This is a genomic window from Cnuibacter sp. UC19_7, from assembly GCF_042699995.1.
In the GTDB taxonomy this organism is placed as follows: Bacteria; Actinomycetota; Actinomycetes; order Actinomycetales; family Microbacteriaceae; genus Cnuibacter.
This window is the reverse complement of the sequence record NZ_CP170560.1, coordinates 2,715,995-2,731,958: the sequence shown is the minus strand read 5'-3', so window position 1 is coordinate 2,731,958 and position 15,964 is coordinate 2,715,995. Positions and strand designations below refer to the sequence as shown.

Here is a 15,964-nt window from a genome sequence, read left to right as displayed (position 1 = left end):
GTCACAGTTGGCTCAATTCCGAGTGGACATGTCACTCGTCAGTCCATATGCTGAACGCCACGCACGCATTCCGAACACAAGGAGGTCCTCGGATGCTCGTCGCCGACGACATGACCACACCATCCCCCGCGCTTCTCAAGGTGCTCGACGGAGCAGTCGACCTGCACGTCCACTCGGGGCCGAGCCCCTTCCCGCGCCGGCTCAACCACGTCGAGGCGTCCTACGACGCCGCGCGGATCAACATGCGGGCGATCCTCATCAAGTCGCACCACCACAACACCGTCATGGACCTGCTGGCGATGCAGGACCAGCTGAAGGACGCCCCCACACCGGCGTACGGCGGCGTCGCCCTCAACTCGGAGGTCGGCGGGATCAACCCCTCCGCCGTCGCCGTCGCCATCCAGATGGGCGGACGTGCCGTGTGGGGACCGACCGTGTCGGCGGGTCAGCACATCCGCGCGCACAGCCACGACGACGGCTTCCCCACCGCGGGGGCGAACCTCGAGGAGAAGGAGGAGTCGATCTGGGACGCCGACGGCAACGTGTCGGCCGAGACGGTGCGCGTGACGCAGCTGATCGCCGAGGCCGACATCATGCTCTCGGGCGGACACCTCGACGCCGAGTCGATGAAGGCCTTCTTCGCCACCGCGAAGGAGAACGGTGTCCGCAGGCTGCTGCTGCACCACCCCGACTTCATCATCAACGCCAGCCAGGGCGATGTGGAGGAGATGATCGGCTACGGCGCGTTCGTCGAGCACGAGCTCTCGATGTACCACCCGGCCGTCGAGGCGCCCGGCTTCCCGATCCAGCAGCTCGTCGACTGGATCGAGCGGATCGGGCCCGAGCGCACCGTCATCGACTCCGACCTCGGCCAGAAGATCAACCCGCTGCCCGTCGACGGCTACATCTACGTCATCCAGCAGCTCCTCGACCACGGGGTCGCCGAGAAGGACATCCGACAGATGATCTGCCGCAACACCGCGTTCCTCCTCGGCCTCGAGGAGAGCAACTGATGCGCACCGCGGAACAGGTGGTGATCAGCACAGCGATCACCGGATCGGTGAACGTGCCGTCGCAGAGCGACTATCTGCCGCTGAGCGCCGAGGAGATCGTGGCGTCGGCGCTGGAGGCGGTCGAGGCGGGCTCCGCGATCATCCATCTCCACGCCCGTCACCCCGACGGTCGGCCCGCCTGGGAGGCGGAGATCTACGAGCAGATCGTGCCCGGCATCCTCGAGCAGACCGATGCGGTGATCAACATCACCACCGGCGGGTCGTCGGCGATGACGATGGACCAGCGCCTGGCCGGCGCCCTCCGGTTCGCCCCGGAGCTGGCCTCGCTCAACATGGGCTCGATGAACTTCGTCTACTCCGGGATCGCCGATCGGATCGACGACTGGAAGCACGACTGGGAGAAGCAGTACGTGCTCAACACGTACTCGCACCCGTTCATCAACTCGTTCGACCGCATCGAGCACACGCTGCGCGAGCTAGGCGAGGGGCTCGGCACGCGCTTCGAGTTCGAGTGCTACGACATCGGCCACCTCTACTCCCTCGCCTACTTCGTCGACCTGGGCCTCGTGAAGCCGCCGTTCCTCATCCAGGGCGTCTTCGGCATCCTGGGCGGGATCGGCGCCGACCACGAGAACCTCACCCACATGGTCGCCATCGCCGACAAGCTGTTCGGCGACGACTACTACTTCTCGGCCTTCGCCGCGGGGCGCCACCAGATGCAGTTCGCCACGCACAGCGCCTGGCTCGGGGGCAACGTGCGAGTGGGCCTCGAGGACAGCCTGTGGATCGGCAAGGGCCGGCTGGCCACCAGCAACGCCGAGCAGGTGCGCAAGATCCGGGCCGTGGTCGAGGACCTCGGTCGCCCGATCGCGACCCCCGACGACGCCCGCCGGATGCTCGGCCTCAAGGGCCGGGCCGGCGTCACCCTCTGACGCGCCTGCCGCGCCATCCCCCGCGCCTCGCCCCGCATCCGGAGAACGAGCCGCCCGCCGACCAAGGAGACCCCATGACCATGTACGCCGCCGACGACATCCGGTCGCGCCTCGCGACCGGGCCCCAGCCCGCTCGGGCGGTGGACCCGTCCACCCCGATCAAGCCGGCCCAGTGGATCGCGTTCCACGACCACGAGCCCACCGAGCGCAGCACCTCGGGCGGGGTGACCTGGATCGCGCGCGCCGCCAACCTCGTCGTCGCCTACGCGGAGGCGAAGGCGGGCGACGTGCTCTCGCGCACCGGGCAGCCCGACGAGTACACGGTGCTCCTCACCTCCGACAGCGCGGCGATCCGCGTGGTCGTGGGCGAGCAGGCCGCCGAGGTCGACGAGGAGGCGCTGGTCGTGGTGCCGCCCGGCGACAGCGCGGTGGAGGTGCTCTCCGACGGGCCGGTGATCCGTCTCTTCTCGACCCGGGCGGACGACCTCGTCGAGGTCTCGCTCAACGCCGAGGCGTACGCCGAGCCCGACCTGCGAGCGACTCCGGTGACGCCGTGGCCCGACCCGGTGGGCGGATTCACGCTCCGCGTGTACCCGCTGGCCGAGACCCCGATCGCCGAGGGGCGGTTCGGGCGGATCTTCCGCACCACCACCGTCATGGTCAACTTCCTCGCCGAGGAGCCCACACCACGGAACCCGGAGAAGCTCTCGCCCCACCACCACGACGACTTCGAGCAGATCTCGCTGGCCGTGAAGGGCCGGTTCGTGCACCACATCCGCTACCCGTGGGGGCCCGACTCGACGCAGTGGCGGCCCGACGAGAGCCGTGAGATCGGCAGCCCGTCGATCTGCATCATCCCGCCGCCCACCGTGCACACCACGCAGGGCGTCGGCGAGCACCAGCAGCTCATCGACATCTTCTCCCCGCCGCGCGACGACTTCTCGGACGCCGGCTGGGTGCTGAACGCCGAGGAGTACCCGGCCCGATGACGATACTCCCCCGCAGCTGGAGCCTGTTCCGGCAGGCGCTCGCACGCACCGGCGGCCCCGCGCTCGGCACCTGGGTGAAGCTGCCCGCGGTCGAGAGCGTCGAGCTCATGGCGCTGGCCGGATTCGACTTCATCGTGATCGACCTCGAGCACTCCGCGATGAGCATCGAGAGCGCGTTCCACCACATCGGCGTCGCGCTCCTCACCGGCGTCTCGCCGATCGTGCGCATCCCGGCCCTCGACGGGGGCATCGTCCAGCGACTGCTGGATGCGGGCGCCGAGGGCATCATGGTGCCGCACGTCGACACCGCCGACGAGGCGCGAGCCGCGGCCCGCGCGATCCGCTTCCCCCCGCTCGGCACCCGCGGGGTGGGGAGCACGAGCCGCGCCGGCGCCTGGGGCGCGGTCCCGCGCGACGAGTACCTGCGCTACGGGCAGGAGGAGGTCGTGCTGATCGCCCAGATCGAGAGCGCCGAGGCGGCGCGGAACGCGTCGGCCATCGCCGCGGTCGAGGGCGTCGACGCGCTGCTGATCGGCGCCGCCGACCTGTCGACCAGCGAGGGCAAGACGGAGGCGCATCCGGATGTGGTGGCCCTGATCGAGGGCGCCGTGCGCGACTCGCTCGGGGTCGGCGTGCCCGTCGGCAACGCGGGCGGCGCCGCCGCCTCGGCCGTGCAGGCGTCGACCGACGCGGGGTACGCCTTCACCCTCATGAGCAACGACGCGAGCATGCTGGGTGCGGCGGCGGCCGCGGCGGTCGCCGCGGGCCGCTCGATCCGGACGCGCTCGGCGCAGGCCACGGACACGGCACAGACAGATCCAGCGCAGACCACAAACTCGGCACCGACAGCAGGAGGAGAACGATGACGGACGAAGGACGCACGACCGGACTGCTCGAGGGCAAGACCGTGCTGATCGTGGGCGCGAGCGCGGGGATCGGCGCCGACTCGGCGCGCGTGCTCGCCCGACACGGAGCCCGGCTCATGCTCGCCGCCCGCACGCGTGAGCCGCTCGACCGGATCGCCGGCGAGCTGTCGGCGACGGGCGCCGAGGTCGACGTGGTCACCGGCGACATCAGCGTCGCCACCGACGTCGCGCGGATCGTGGATGCCACGGTCGAGCGCTTCGGCGGGCTCGACGGCGCCTTCAACAACGCGGCCATGACGCAGGCGGGCCGGCTCGACGAGGTCTCGGAGGCCGACTTCGACCGCATCCTGCAGGTGAACGTGAAGGGCACCTGGCTGTGCCTGCGCGAGGAGCTGCGCGTCATGCGCGCCGCCGGATCCGGCTCGATCGTGAACGTGAGCAGCATCGGCGGGCTCCGCGGCAGCTCGGGCATGGGCGCCTATCAGGCGACGAAGCACGCTGTGATCGGGCTCACCCGCACCGCCGCGCACGACAACGGGCCGGTGGGCGTGCGTGTGAACGCGCTGGCTCCGGGCCCGACCGAGACGCCGATGCTGCAGCAGACCCGCGAGGCGATCCCCGGCGGGGTCGAGGCGCGCATCGCCGCGACCCCGCTCCGCAAGGCGGGGACCGGCAGCGAGGTCGGCGAGGCGGCCGCCTGGCTGCTGAGCGACCTCGCGAGCCACATCAGCGGCGTGGTGCTGCCGGTGGACGGAGGATTCAGTGCCTGACACCCTCGCCGACGCGGTCGGCACGCTGCGACTGCCCGCCCGCATCCACGTCGGATACGGCGTGCGGGCGCAGGTCCCGGCCCTCCTGGCCGAGCACGGTCGGCGTGTGCTCGCCGTGGTCGACCCGTTCCTCGCCGGCTCGCCCGACTTCGTCGCCCTGCTCGCCTCGATCGAGGCCCTCGGGCTCGAGGTCACGACCCACACGGGCGTGCAGCCGGAGCTGCCGGTCGGATCGCTCACCGCCTCCGCGGAGGCGGTGGCCGGCGCCGACCCCGAGGTCGTGCTGGCGTACGGCGGCGGAAGCGCCATCGATGCGGCGAAGCTCATCGCGACCCTCCTGGCCCATGGCGGCCCCCTCAGCAGGTACTACGGTGAGAACGCCGTGCCGGGCCCGATCCTCCCGATCGTCGCCGTGCCGACCACGGCGGGCACCGGATCGGAGGTCACGCCGGTCGCGGTGGTGTCCGATCCGGACATCGAGATGAAGATCGGGATCTCGAGCCCGCACCTCGTGCCGGTCGCCGCCGTCGTCGATCCCGAGCTGACGCTCGGAGCCCCGCCGTCGGTCACGGCCCACTCCGGCATCGACGCCCTCGTGCACTCCCTCGAGTCGTACACCGCGGCCGCGGTGCCGCTCGACTGGGCGGGGCAGCTGCCGCTGTTCACCGGCCGCAACGTGCTCGCCGCTCCGCTCGCGCTGGAGGCGATCCGGCACATCGCGCCCTTCCTGGCGCGCGCGGTCCGCGACGGCTCCGACCGGGAGGCCCGCGCGCAGGTCGCGCTCGGCAGCCTCCTCGCGGGTATGGCCTTCGGGCCGACCGGCACCCACCTCTCGCACGCGCTGCAGTATCCGATCGGCGCGATCACGAAGACGCCCCACGGACTCGGCACCGGGCTGATGATCCCGTACGTGCTCCAAGCGGCCGTCGCCGTCGTGCCCGAGCGGCTGGCGGAGATCGACCGCGTGCTCGGCGGCACCGAGCCCGACGACACGGTGGCCGCCCAGGACGCGGTCGACCGGATCGCCGACCTCTGCCGGGAGATCGGCATCCCGACCAGCCTGGCCGAGATCGGCGTCGAGGAGGCCCAGCTCGAGCACATCGCCGAGCTCGCGCTGCGATCGAAGCGGCTCGTCGGCATCTCGCCCGTCGGCTCCGACCCGGGTGTGCTCCTCTCCATCCTGCGGGCCGCCCACTCCGGGCACCGCTCGCTCCTCGACTCCTCGGTCCACCGCGGCCGCTGACTCCCGATCCGGAAGACGACATGACGAACACGTACAGGGCCGCACTCCACATCGACGGCGAGTGGCGGGAGGGCGGCGACGGCACGACCTTCCCGGTCATCGACCCCGCCGACGGGAGCACCATCGCCGACTTCCCGGTCGCGACGAGCGCCGACTGCCTCGCCGCCGTCGAGGCGGCCGCGGCCGCCCAGGAGAGCTGGGCGGCGACCCCGCCGCGGGTGCGCAGTGAACTGCTCCGCGCCGCGTACGACCTGCTCACCGAGGAGGTCGAGCTGTTCGCCGAGATCATGGTGCGCGAGAACGGCAAGTCATGGTCGGATGCGATGGGCGAGGCGAACTACGCCAAGGAGTTCTTCCGCTGGTTCGCCGAGGAGGCGGTGCGCATCCCCGGCGACTACCGCCTCTCTCCCGCCGGCGACAAGCGGATCGTCGTCGACCGCCAGCCGATCGGGGTGTCGCTCCTCATCACGCCGTGGAACTTCCCCGCGGCCATGGCCACTCGCAAGCTCGCGCCCGCGCTGGCCGCGGGCTGCACGGTCATCCTGAAGCCCGCCCGCGAGACGCCGCTCACCGCCGCCTACATGGTCGAGGTGCTCGAGCGCGTCGGCGTGCCGCGCGGGGTGGTGGGCCTGGTCACCCCGGTGCCCACCGGGCCGCTCGTCGCTGAGATGCTCGCGCATCCGGCCGTGCGGAAGCTCTCGTTCACCGGCTCGACGGAGGTCGGCCGCGAGCTGCTGCACGCCTGCGCCGACACCGTCGTGAGCGCGTCGATGGAGCTCGGCGGCAACGCGCCCCTCCTCGTCCTCCCCGGTGCCGACCTCGACATCGCGGTGCCCGAGGCGCTGCTGGCGAAGATGCGCAACGGCGGATCGGCCTGCACCGCGGCCAACCGCTTCTACGTGCACTCGAGCCTGCACGACGAGTTCGTGCGCCGGATGGCCGAGGCGCTCTCGCGGGTGTCGGTCGGGTCGGGCCTCGACCGGTCGAACCAGCTCGGGGCGCTCGTGTCGGTGCGGGAGCGCGACAAGGTCGCCGCCCTCGTCGACTCGGCCGTGGCCGAGGGAGCGGACGTCGTCACGGGAGGGAGGCGCTCGGAGACCGGCGCCTTCTACGACGCGACCCTCCTCACCGGCGTGCGGCACGGATCCGAGATCAACGCCACCGAGATCTTCGGACCCGTCACCGCCATCGTGTCGTACGACGACGTCGACGACGCCATCCGGATGGCGAACGACACCGTGTTCGGCCTGATGGCGTACGTCTTCGGCGAGGAGCGCGAGGCGATGGCCGTCGCGCGGCGGCTCGAGGCGGGGATGGTGGCGGTGAACCGCGGCGTGGTGAGCGACCCCGCGGCGCCGTTCGGCGGCGTGAAGCAGAGTGGTCTCGGCCGCGAGGGAGCGAGCGAGGGGATCCTCGAGTTCCTGGAGGAGAAGTACATCGCACTGACGGCGTGACGCGACCTCCGAAGTCCCTCCGAGGCCCGGGGCTGGACGCGGTGCACCTCTAACGTGGGAGGAACGACGAAGGGAGCATCCGATGACTTTCCTCTTCATCCTGGGCGGGTTCGCCCTCGTGCTGGCGGTGATCGGAGCGATCATGTTCGTGCGGCAACGCCGGGCCCGCGACTACGCCGACCACCTCGATTCGCGCGACACCCCCGGCCGAGGCCACACCGACGGCCAGGCGGCCGCGGGCATCGGCCACCACTCGCGCGGCACGGGCGCCGGCATGGGAAGCGGCTTCTGAGCTCTGGCACGATCAGAGCGCCGGGCCGCAGGCCGCGCTAGCGTGAGGGCATGACCGCGGAGTGGACGGAGCACGTGCTCTGGTGGCAGGTGTATCCGCTCGGGTTCGTCGGTGCCGAGATCCGGCCCGAGAAGCCGGTGGCCGAGGTGACGCATCGCCTCGACCGGATCGCCGGCTGGCTCGACCACGTGATCGAGCTGGGCCTGAACGGTCTCCAGCTCGGCCCGGTCTTCACCTCGACGTCGCACGGGTACGACACCCTCGACCACTTCACCGTCGACCCCCGGCTCGGCGACGGCGACGACCTCGACCGGCTGCTCGCGGAGGCGGAGGGTCGCGGCATCCGGGTGCTGCTCGACGGGGTCTTCAACCACGTCGGCCGGGCACATCCGTGGTTCGTCGACGTCGAGCAGCACGGCCCCGAGTCGGAGTACGCCGATCGGTTCCGGATCGACTGGGGCTCGAGCCCTGAGTGGAGCCCGGGCGACGACGTGCCGGCCCAGGTCTTCGAGGGGCACGACGCGCTCGTCGTGCTGAACCACGAGTCGGAGGCGGTGCGCGATCACGTCGTCGAGGTGATGACCCACTGGCTCGACCGCGGGATCGACGGCTGGCGCCTCGACGCGGCCTACGCGGTGCCCGCCTCCTTCTGGGCGGCGGTGCTGCCGCGCGTGCGCGAACGGCATCCGGACGCGTGGTTCAGCGGCGAGGTCATCCACGGCGTCGGCAGCGACTTCGTGGCGGAGTCGACCATCGACTCGCTCACCCAGTACGAGCTCTGGCAGGGGATCTGGCACGCGCTGTCCGACCGCAACCTGTTCGAGCTGGCGCACGCCGTGCAACGCGGCAACGAGCTGCTGCGGCAGTCGATCCCCTCGACGTTCATCGGCAACCACGACGTCACCCGCATCGCCTCCGCCGTCGGCCCCGAGCTCGTGCCGCACGCCGCCGCCGTGCTCTTCACGGTCGCCGGAGTGCCCTCGGTCTACGCGGGTGACGAGTACGCCTACCGCGGGGTGAAGGAGGCGCGCCTGGGCGGCGACGACGCTGTCCGTCCCGAGTTCCCGCCGACACCACCCCCGCCGGGCGAGCTCTCGAGCGACGCCGCCGCCGTGCTGCGCGCGCACGAACAGCTCATCGCGGTGCGGCGACGGCACCCGTGGCTGCACAGCGCCCACACCGACGTGGTCGAGCTCGAGAACGAGTGGATCGTGCTGCGCACCGCCACCGGCAGCGGCGCCGTCATCACCGCGCTCAACCCGTCGTCGGAGCCGCGGCGGCTCCCGGTGGGCACCCCGCACATCCCGGTCGCGGGCGAGGCCACCGCGGAGGGCGACGACCTGCTCGTCCCCCGGGCGGCTGGCTCGTCGCCGAGCCCGCGTAGCCCGCAGCCCCCAAGCCCGCGTGGCCCGCCGCGCCGCGAGCTCGCCCGCATGATCTCGTCGAGTCGCGAGATCCCGCCCTTCATCTCGCCCTGAGAGGGCCGGAAGTCGCGAGTCGACGCAGAGTCGTGACAGCGCGGGCGTCAGGATGCGGGCTGGTGCGCCTCGTCGTATGCAGACTGCCGGGCGGACACCTCGTCGCGGTGATCCTCCGACCAGCGCTTGAGCCGGCGCACGGTCTGGTGGAGCGAGAGGCCGAGATCGGTGAGCTCGTAGCTCACGGTGACGGGGACGGTCGGCGTGACGGTGCGTTCGACGAGGCCGTCGCGCTCGAGAGAGCGCAGCGTCTGCGAGAGCATCTTCGGACTCACGCCGGCCAGCACGCGCGACAGCTCCGAGTAGCGCATCGGCCGCGGATCGCCGTCGCAGTCGGGCCCGCTCCCGAGGGCCGACAGCACGAGCGTGACCCACTTCCCGGCGATCCGGCCGAGCAGCTGATGGCTCGGGCACACCGACAGGAACGCGTTGTACTCCGTCTTGGCCCGCGCCCGCCTCTCGGCGGCGGTCAGAGTCGCCATCCCACTCCCCGGATATCTACGCACTTCTGGGTAACTACTTCCCAAAGGATAGCGACTGGCCGAGAGTGCTGGATGACCGCTCGGCCCGCGAGCGGTCGGAAGGGCTCCCGATGAACAGCACAGCAACCACCACCGACCTCCCCGGCGGACTCTGGTCCCTCGGCGACAGGAGCGTCACCCGATTCGGATACGGCGGGATGCAGCTGGCCGGCCCGTACGTGGTCGGACCGCCGAAGGACCGGGACGCCGCCCGCGCGGTGCTGCGAGCAGCGGTCGAGAGCGGCATCACCCACATCGACACGTCAGAGTCCTACGGCCCGAAGGTCGTCAACGAGCTGATCCGCGAGGCACTCCACCCCTACGCACCCGACCTCGTGGTCGCCACGAAGGTGGGAGGGCGACGGGATGCGGCGGGCGGCTGGCCGACGGCGCGGAAGCCCGACGAGCTGCGTCGCCAGATCGACGACAACCTCGAGACCCTCGGCCTCGAGCACCTCGACCTCGTCCACCTGCGGATGGGCGACGCCACCGGACCCGTCCCCGAGCCGGTCGAGGAGGCCTTCGCGGCGCTCGTGGACCTGCAGCGGCAGGGGATCATCCGCCACCTGGGCCTCAGCAACGCGACCGCCCAGCAGGTCGCGGAGGCACAGGCGATCGCGCCGATCGTGTCGGTGCAGAACGGCTACAACCTCGCCACCAGGGGTGACGACGAGCTCATCGATCGGCTGGCGGACGAGGGGGTGGCGTACATCCCCTTCTTCCCGCTGGGCGGATTCAGCCCGCTGCAGGCGCAGGCGCTGTCGACCGTCGCCGAGCGGGTGGGATCCGCTCCACTCCCGCTGGCGCTGGCCTGGCTGCTCCAGCGCTCGCCGAACATCCTCCTGATCCCGGGCACCTCCTCCGTGGAGCACCTCCGCGAGAACATCGCCGGGTCCGCCACCATCCTCTCGGCGGACGACATCCGCGAGCTCGACAGCATCGGCGGTCGCCCCTGACGAGACCCCGGGGGTACGCTGGGAGAGAAGCATTGCTCAGCACTCCAGGGGGAAGAACGTGCGCGGTCTCGGTGTGGTCGCCCTTCTCCTCGGCGTGCTCGGTGTCGTCGTCGCCGTCCTCCTGATCACCGGCAATCCCTCCCTCGCCACCCCCGGGCCACAGGTGCTGCCCGCCGCGCTGTACGACTCGTGGCGCCTCGTGCTGCCGGTCGTGCTCTGGGTCTCTGCGGTGTGGCTGGCGCTCGGCATCCTCGCCGTCTCGCGCCAGCCGCGCGTGGCGTGGCTCATGCTGCTCGCGTTCCTGCCGCTGCTCGCGGTGTACTTCCTGGGCGGCGGGCTGCTGCCGAGCTACATCACCGCCCTGATCGCGATCATCGTGCTCGGCGTGGTGATCCCGGTGGTGGTCGGGGTGATCGGCGTGGCGATCGGTTCGGCCGTCCGCCGCCGGCGGGCCGCGCTCGGACGCCCCTGAGCGCCGGGTTTCGCGGCCTGTCTGACCTCTCGCGTGCCCAGTGGGCGCGCGAGACGCTAGAGAGGGCGCGAAAACGGGGGTGGCCTACGCTGGAGGCACCGCATCCTATCCCCGGATCTCCAGATCGTATATGATCTGCCGCGAGGGTCGCGTCGGCGGCCGGAAGCGAAGGGGCTCATGAGCGACGCCACGTCACCCGCCAGCCAGACCGATCCGCGCTTCGCCGCGTTGCCGATCCGGCCGGGCAAGATCATCGCCGTGCATCTCAGCTACGCCTCGCGGGCCGACCAGCGGGGGCGCCGACCCGCCGCCCCGTCGTACTTCCTCAAGCCGTCGAGCTCGGTCGCCGCGAGCGGGAGCACCATCGAGCGCCCCGACAGCACCGAGCTGCTCGCCTTCGAGGGCGAGATCGCTCTCGTCATCGGCGAGCCCGCGACGCGGGTGAGCCAGGCGGATGCGTGGGGTCACGTCGGCTGCATCACCGCCGCGAACGACTTCGGAATCTACGACTACCGGGCGAACGACAAGGGCTCGAACGTGCGGTCGAAGGGCCGCGACGGCTACACGCCCCTCGGGCCCGCGCTGATCGACGCGAGCACCGTCGACCCCGCCGCCATCCGGGTGCGCACCTGGGTCGACGGCGCCCTCGTGCAGGACGACACCACGGCCGGGCTCATCTTCCCGCTCGCGCAGATCGTGGCCGACCTCAGCCAGCACCTCACGCTCGAGCGGGGCGACGTCATCCTCGCGGGCACCCCCGCCGGGTCGAGCGTCGTCGTTCCCGGCCAGACCGTCGAGGTCGAGGTCGACGCGCCGGATGCGCCCGGCACGCCGACGAGTGGGCGGCTCGTGACGACCGTGGTCGAGGGTCCGGGCGACTTCGATCCCGAGCTCGGGTCGCTGCCGAGCGTCGACGACGCCCAGCGGGCGGATGCGTGGGGCTCGGCCGACGCGGCGGGCCTGGCGCCTGAGACATCCACGGATGCAGGTTCCCCCGCGAGCGCCGCCCCCGTTCTCGACCCGGATCTCAAGGAGCGGCTTCTGCGCGCCCCCGTCGCCGGCCTCTCGCAGCAGCTGCGGAAGCGCGGGCTGAACAACGTGACCATCGACGGCGTCCGCCCGATGCATCCCGAGCAGAAGCTCGTGGGCGTGGCCCGCACGCTGCGCTTCGTGCCGAACCGCGAGGATCTCTTCGACAGCCACGGCGGTGGGTACAACGCGCAGAAGCGCGTCTTCGACGCGGTCGGCGAGGACGAGGTGATCGTCATCGAGGCCCGGGGCGAGACCGGGTCGGGCACGCTGGGCGACATCCTCGCCCTCCGCGCCCAGGCGAACGGCGCCGCGGGCATCGTGACCGACGGCGGCGTCCGCGACTACGACGCCGTCGCCGCGGTGGGCATCCCCGTCTACACGGTCGGAGCGCACCCCGCCGTACTCGGCCGCAAGCACGTGCCCTGGGAGGGCGACGTGGCCGTCGCATGCGGAGGCACCACGGTGCTGCCGGGCGACATCCTCGTCGGCGACTCCGACGGCGTGATCGTGATCCCCCCGACGCTCGTGAAGACTGTCGTGGATGCGGCGCTCGCCCAGGAGGTCGAGGACGCCTGGATCGCCGAGCAGGTGAAGGCGGGCCACCCGGTCGACGGGCTCTTCCCGATGAACGCCGAGTGGCGGGCCCGGTATGAGAGCGAGCGCGACCGATGAGCGTCGAGACGGCTGCCGCGGGCGGCACCTCGGGCGGCGCCGCCGGCAGCAAGTCGGAGCAGGCGTACGCCTGGATCCGCGAGCGGATCATCGCCCACGAGTACCAGCCCGGGTTCCGGCTCGTGCTGCAGACCATCGCCGACGCGCTCGAGGTGAGCGTCGTGCCTGTGCGCGAGGCGATCCGCCGACTCGAGGCCGAGGGGCTCGTGTCGTTCGAGCGCAACGTGGGAGCCCGTGTCGCCCTCGTCGACGAGAGCGAGTACGTCCACACGATGCAGACCCTCGGGCTCGTCGAGGGTCTCGCCACCGCGCTGTCGAGCCCGCTGCTGAAGCCGGCCGACCTCGAGCGCGCGTCGGCGGTGAACGACCGGATGCACGCCCTCCTCGACGACTTCGATCCGCACGAGTTCACCCGCCTCAACCAGGAGTTCCACTCGGTGCTCTACGAGCCGTGCCCCAACCCGCACATCCTCGATCTCGTGCACCGGGGCTGGGGGCGGCTCGCCGGCATCCGCGACTCGACGTTCGCCTTCGTCCCCGGCCGGGCCACGCACTCGGTCGAGGAGCACGTCGAGATCCTCGACCTCATCCGCGACGGAGCCGATCCGATCGACGTCGAGCTCGCCGCACGCCACCACCGCTGGCGCACGATGGACGCCTTCATCACGGCGCGCCACAGCGGCGACCACCCCGACTCGTAGTCAGGGGGATCGCCGCCGCGACGACCGCGTTCACACCCGGCGGGCCCGACCTCGGCTGTGTACGATCACGCCTCCGGCCAGGAGCAGCAGCAGCGCCGCTCCGGCGAGCTCGAGGGGGATCTCCGCACCCGTGTCGGCGAGCGTCGACGATGCGGACCCGGACTTCCCTGAGACCCCCGATCCTGCCGGGCTCGCCGCGGCGTCGACCCGGATGTCGTTCCAGCCGAGCAGGTTGTCCTGCGAGTCGGTGATCGCGAGCCGGTGGGCTCCCGCGGGGACGTCCGTCGGGAGGGTGAAGGTGACGTTGCCCGCCCCATCCACCACCGCGGTGCCGATCAGGGTGGGCGTGGAGAAGAGCCAGCCGTTGACCGACTGCCCCGCCTCGGCCCGGTCGCCGACGTTCACCGTGACGGTCGTGCCCGCGACAGCGGACCGCGGCACGTCGACCCCGCCGCGGAACTCCTCCGTGAGGTTCTCGGACAGCGGCGCCCGCGGCCCCGAGGGCTCCGGATCGGTACCCGCCGGCGTCGTGAAGGTGGTGGTGGCGGACTCGCTGGTGCCGAACCATCCGTCAGAGGGGCTGAAGTAGCTGACGGTGAGGGTCGCCGTATAGGTCGTGCCCGGCTTCAGGTGGTTCTCGTAGCCGATGGTGCCGTCGATCGCCGAGCTCGCGGTCTCGTAGACGTCCACGCCGTCGTCCAGGGTGAGCCTGTAGCTGATCGAGGCCCGCTCCGTCGGCCCGTCCTGGGGCGGGATCGCGTCGTTCACGTTCCGCACCTTCAGGGTGACACCCGTCCGCACGGCGTCGACCGCGTCGATGAGGGGCGCGCTGACCGTGTCCGGGGTGATGAAGCCGTAGCCTGTGACGCTCGCGCTGCCCCCGGGGCCGGAGGCCGTGACCACCACCCGGTAGAGGCCCGGGGTCAGATCCGTGAACTCGAAGGTCGTGGGAGTCGCGCTCTGCTTCGAGGCGGTCTCCCCCGTGGAGTCGCGCGTGACGACCGCCTCGAACGTGTCGACGGGTCCGCCGTCCTCCGAGTCGGAGGCCGCACCGGCCTCGACCTCGATGGATGCGGTGCTCTTCCCGATGGCGATGCCGGCGATCACCGGGACGGCGGGAACCTTCTCGATCGCGCCGGTCGACGGCAGTCCGAGATCGTCCGCCGACGCGGCCAGCGGCGTGCCGACGACCAGTGCCGCCGCCAACGCGACGGCGGAGAGCACCGTGCCGGCGCGATGCCGGACACGGGGGAGGTGTGGGTGTGCCATGGGTCTGTCTCCTGTGTGGGTGTCGATGCGGGGACGCAGCGGCAGCGGGGCAGACGCCCGGTCCCGAGCCGACTGTATCGATCCGGATCGGCCCACTTCCGCGCGAGGAGCGGTTCCCATACAAGTCCGGACAGCGCTCCTCGACCGGAGCCGTCTGGGTTCGCTCCGGGGTACGCGAGGATGTGTCCATCACCGTCGACGTCGGAGGAAGCGTGAAGGGCCCTGAAGTGGCGAGCACACACCGTGATGTCGCCGAGCCATCGATAGCCGAGAGCCTGCAGGCGCTCCGCAAGGAGGCAGGCGGAGTGACCTATGCCGAGATCGCGACGAGGATCTCGCGACTCCGCGCGGAGCGCTCGGGTGGAGCGGGCGGCGTGGGCGGAGCAGGGTTCGAGGTCTCGCGGTCCACCGTGTACGACGCCTTCCGACCCGGCAGGACGCGGCTGAACCCCGACCTCGTGGTCGACATCGTCCTGAGCCTCGGGGTCGACCTCGAGACTGCCGAGGGCTGGCGTGAGCGGTGCACGACGGCACGCCCCGCCGTCCCTCGGCCTTCATCGCGGAGCACCTCATCCGACTCGACGACCAAAGCCGATCCGGCCGCTGCCCCACGTCCCGCGTCCACAGAGCGTGCCGGCTCGGTCTGGAGCGGGAGACAGCGCCTCCTGCTCATCGCCGCGACGCTCCTCGCGGCCCTCGGGGTGAACCTCGTCGGCGGAGAGCTCGTGATCTGGCTCGAGCTCCCCCTCTTCCTCGACATGATCGGCACGGCGGTCGTCGCGATCGCCCTCGGTCCCTGGTACGCCGTGGCGGTCGCCATCGTGACCCAGTTCGCCGCTGTACCTCTGCACGGGAACTCGGAGGGCCTCCCGTTCATCCCCGTGGCGATCGTCGGCGCCCTGATCTGGGGGTACGGCGCCCGGCGAGGGAACCTCGCCCGCAGCCTTCCGCGGTTCCTACTGCTGAGCGTCGTCGTCGCCCTGGCGTGCACGATCGTCGCGGTGCCGATCACCGCCGCCGTGTTCGAGGGATACAGCTCGCACGTCGCCGCGAACTCCCTCACCGATCGGTTCCAGTCGGTCGGCGAGAACCTCGTGGTCGCCGTGGCCTCGTCCAATCTCACCGCCTCCGTCTTCGACAAGCTCATCGCGGGCTTCGTCGGCCTCGCCGTCGGCGTCCCCCTGCGCTCGAGGTTCGCCACGCGTCCAGCGGCTCCGCTCGCGATCCCTTGATCCCGAGCGAAGGATCGTATACGATCCGAGACGAGGATGAGGGCAGAGCAGCCCGCTGATCGTCCGCAGAAG

The 15,964-nt window shown here is 71.4% G+C and carries 16 protein-coding genes; 14 read left to right on the top strand and 2 right to left on the bottom strand.

The window, feature by feature from the left end:
* Positions 1 to 92: 92 nt before the first annotated feature.
* From ACFJGV_RS13035 to ACFJGV_RS12995, 9 genes are all read left to right on the top strand, one after another.
* Positions 93 to 1,013: a DUF6282 family protein gene (locus tag ACFJGV_RS13035; protein ID WP_378144393.1), complete on the top strand. Its 921-nt coding sequence runs from the start codon at positions 93 to 95 to the stop codon at positions 1,011 to 1,013.
* Positions 1,013 to 1,945, top strand: a complete 933-nt coding sequence (locus tag ACFJGV_RS13030) for a 3-keto-5-aminohexanoate cleavage protein (protein WP_378144392.1) — start codon at positions 1,013 to 1,015, stop codon at positions 1,943 to 1,945. The genes ACFJGV_RS13035 and ACFJGV_RS13030 overlap by 1 nt, the downstream gene beginning before the upstream one ends.
* 74 nt (positions 1,946 to 2,019) lie before the next feature.
* Entirely contained in the window at positions 2,020 to 2,934 is a 915-nt protein-coding gene (locus ACFJGV_RS13025; RefSeq protein WP_378144391.1) for a hypothetical protein, read from the top strand.
* On the top strand, positions 2,931 to 3,800 hold the full coding sequence (locus ACFJGV_RS13020) for an HpcH/HpaI aldolase/citrate lyase family protein (RefSeq protein WP_378144390.1): 870 nt from the start codon (positions 2,931 to 2,933) through the stop codon (positions 3,798 to 3,800). The genes ACFJGV_RS13025 and ACFJGV_RS13020 overlap by 4 nt, the downstream gene beginning before the upstream one ends.
* Positions 3,797 to 4,570: an SDR family NAD(P)-dependent oxidoreductase gene (locus tag ACFJGV_RS13015; protein WP_378144389.1), complete on the top strand. Its 774-nt coding sequence runs from the start codon at positions 3,797 to 3,799 to the stop codon at positions 4,568 to 4,570. Before ACFJGV_RS13020 ends, ACFJGV_RS13015 begins: the two co-directional genes overlap by 4 nt.
* Positions 4,563 to 5,813 carry an iron-containing alcohol dehydrogenase gene (locus tag ACFJGV_RS13010; RefSeq protein WP_378144387.1) on the top strand — a complete coding sequence of 417 codons (1,251 nt, stop codon included), beginning with the start codon at positions 4,563 to 4,565 and terminating at the stop codon, positions 5,811 to 5,813. The genes ACFJGV_RS13015 and ACFJGV_RS13010 overlap by 8 nt, the downstream gene beginning before the upstream one ends.
* Positions 5,814 to 5,833: 20 nt before the next feature.
* Positions 5,834 to 7,267 carry an NAD-dependent succinate-semialdehyde dehydrogenase gene (locus ACFJGV_RS13005; RefSeq protein WP_378144386.1) on the top strand — a complete coding sequence of 478 codons (1,434 nt, stop codon included), beginning with the start codon at positions 5,834 to 5,836 and terminating at the stop codon, positions 7,265 to 7,267.
* A gap of 82 nt (positions 7,268 to 7,349) precedes the next feature.
* On the top strand, positions 7,350 to 7,559 hold the full coding sequence (locus ACFJGV_RS13000) for a hypothetical protein (RefSeq protein WP_378144384.1): 210 nt from the start codon (positions 7,350 to 7,352) through the stop codon (positions 7,557 to 7,559).
* A gap of 50 nt (positions 7,560 to 7,609) precedes the next feature.
* Positions 7,610 to 9,037, top strand: coding sequence for an alpha-amylase family protein (locus ACFJGV_RS12995; RefSeq protein ID WP_378144382.1), 1,428 nt, complete (start codon positions 7,610 to 7,612; stop codon positions 9,035 to 9,037).
* A gap of 47 nt (positions 9,038 to 9,084) precedes the next feature.
* Here the strand turns inward: ACFJGV_RS12995 and ACFJGV_RS12990 are convergent, their stop codons facing one another.
* Positions 9,085 to 9,519: a winged helix-turn-helix transcriptional regulator gene (locus tag ACFJGV_RS12990; protein ID WP_378144381.1), complete on the bottom strand. Its 435-nt coding sequence runs from the start codon at positions 9,517 to 9,519 to the stop codon at positions 9,085 to 9,087.
* Between the two features lie 110 nt (positions 9,520 to 9,629).
* Between ACFJGV_RS12990 and ACFJGV_RS12985 the strand changes: the two genes are divergently transcribed.
* The 4 genes from ACFJGV_RS12985 to ACFJGV_RS12970 all read left to right on the top strand — a co-directional run bounded on the left by ACFJGV_RS12985 (position 9,630) and on the right by ACFJGV_RS12970 (position 13,391).
* On the top strand, positions 9,630 to 10,514 hold the full coding sequence (locus ACFJGV_RS12985) for an oxidoreductase (RefSeq protein WP_378144379.1): 885 nt from the start codon (positions 9,630 to 9,632) through the stop codon (positions 10,512 to 10,514).
* Positions 10,515 to 10,572: 58 nt separating this feature from the next.
* Positions 10,573 to 10,986 (top strand): hypothetical protein, encoded by a 414-nt coding sequence (locus tag ACFJGV_RS12980; protein ID WP_378144378.1) that lies wholly within the window; start codon positions 10,573 to 10,575, stop codon positions 10,984 to 10,986.
* 177 nt (positions 10,987 to 11,163) lie between these two features.
* Positions 11,164 to 12,690 (top strand): fumarylacetoacetate hydrolase family protein, encoded by a 1,527-nt coding sequence (locus ACFJGV_RS12975; RefSeq protein WP_378144377.1) that lies wholly within the window; start codon positions 11,164 to 11,166, stop codon positions 12,688 to 12,690.
* Positions 12,687 to 13,391 (top strand): GntR family transcriptional regulator, encoded by a 705-nt coding sequence (locus ACFJGV_RS12970; RefSeq protein WP_378144376.1) that lies wholly within the window; start codon positions 12,687 to 12,689, stop codon positions 13,389 to 13,391. The genes ACFJGV_RS12975 and ACFJGV_RS12970 overlap by 4 nt, the downstream gene beginning before the upstream one ends.
* A gap of 30 nt (positions 13,392 to 13,421) precedes the next feature.
* Here ACFJGV_RS12970 and ACFJGV_RS12965 read toward each other — a convergent pair whose 3' ends face one another.
* Positions 13,422 to 14,660, bottom strand: coding sequence for a hypothetical protein (locus tag ACFJGV_RS12965; protein ID WP_378144375.1), 1,239 nt, complete (start codon positions 14,658 to 14,660; stop codon positions 13,422 to 13,424).
* Positions 14,661 to 14,842: 182 nt separating this feature from the next.
* Between ACFJGV_RS12965 and ACFJGV_RS12960 the strand changes: the two genes are divergently transcribed.
* On the top strand, positions 14,843 to 15,892 hold the full coding sequence (locus tag ACFJGV_RS12960) for a hypothetical protein (RefSeq protein ID WP_378144374.1): 1,050 nt from the start codon (positions 14,843 to 14,845) through the stop codon (positions 15,890 to 15,892).
* Positions 15,893 to 15,964 lie beyond the last annotated feature (72 nt).

Bases quoted from the DNA above. Each gene is read 5' to 3' on its own strand.
- ACFJGV_RS13035 (WP_378144393.1), top strand. From the start codon at position 93: ATGCTCGTCGCCGACGACATGACCACACCATCCCCCGCGCTTCTCAAG.
- ACFJGV_RS13030 (WP_378144392.1), top strand. From the start codon at position 1,013: ATGCGCACCGCGGAACAGGTGGTGATCAGCACAGCGATCACCGGATCG.
- ACFJGV_RS13025 (WP_378144391.1), top strand. From the start codon at position 2,020: ATGACCATGTACGCCGCCGACGACATCCGGTCGCGCCTCGCGACCGGG.
- ACFJGV_RS13020 (WP_378144390.1), top strand. From the start codon at position 2,931: ATGACGATACTCCCCCGCAGCTGGAGCCTGTTCCGGCAGGCGCTCGCA.
- ACFJGV_RS13015 (WP_378144389.1), top strand. From the start codon at position 3,797: ATGACGGACGAAGGACGCACGACCGGACTGCTCGAGGGCAAGACCGTG.
- ACFJGV_RS13005 (WP_378144386.1), top strand. From the start codon at position 5,834: ATGACGAACACGTACAGGGCCGCACTCCACATCGACGGCGAGTGGCGG.
- ACFJGV_RS13000 (WP_378144384.1), top strand. From the start codon at position 7,350: ATGACTTTCCTCTTCATCCTGGGCGGGTTCGCCCTCGTGCTGGCGGTG.
- ACFJGV_RS12995 (WP_378144382.1), top strand. From the start codon at position 7,610: ATGACCGCGGAGTGGACGGAGCACGTGCTCTGGTGGCAGGTGTATCCG.
- ACFJGV_RS12990 (WP_378144381.1), bottom strand. From the start codon at position 9,519: ATGGCGACTCTGACCGCCGCCGAGAGGCGGGCGCGGGCCAAGACGGAG.
- ACFJGV_RS12985 (WP_378144379.1), top strand. From the start codon at position 9,630: ATGAACAGCACAGCAACCACCACCGACCTCCCCGGCGGACTCTGGTCC.
- ACFJGV_RS12975 (WP_378144377.1), top strand. From the start codon at position 11,164: ATGAGCGACGCCACGTCACCCGCCAGCCAGACCGATCCGCGCTTCGCC.
- ACFJGV_RS12970 (WP_378144376.1), top strand. From the start codon at position 12,687: ATGAGCGTCGAGACGGCTGCCGCGGGCGGCACCTCGGGCGGCGCCGCC.
- ACFJGV_RS12965 (WP_378144375.1), bottom strand. From the start codon at position 14,660: ATGGCACACCCACACCTCCCCCGTGTCCGGCATCGCGCCGGCACGGTG.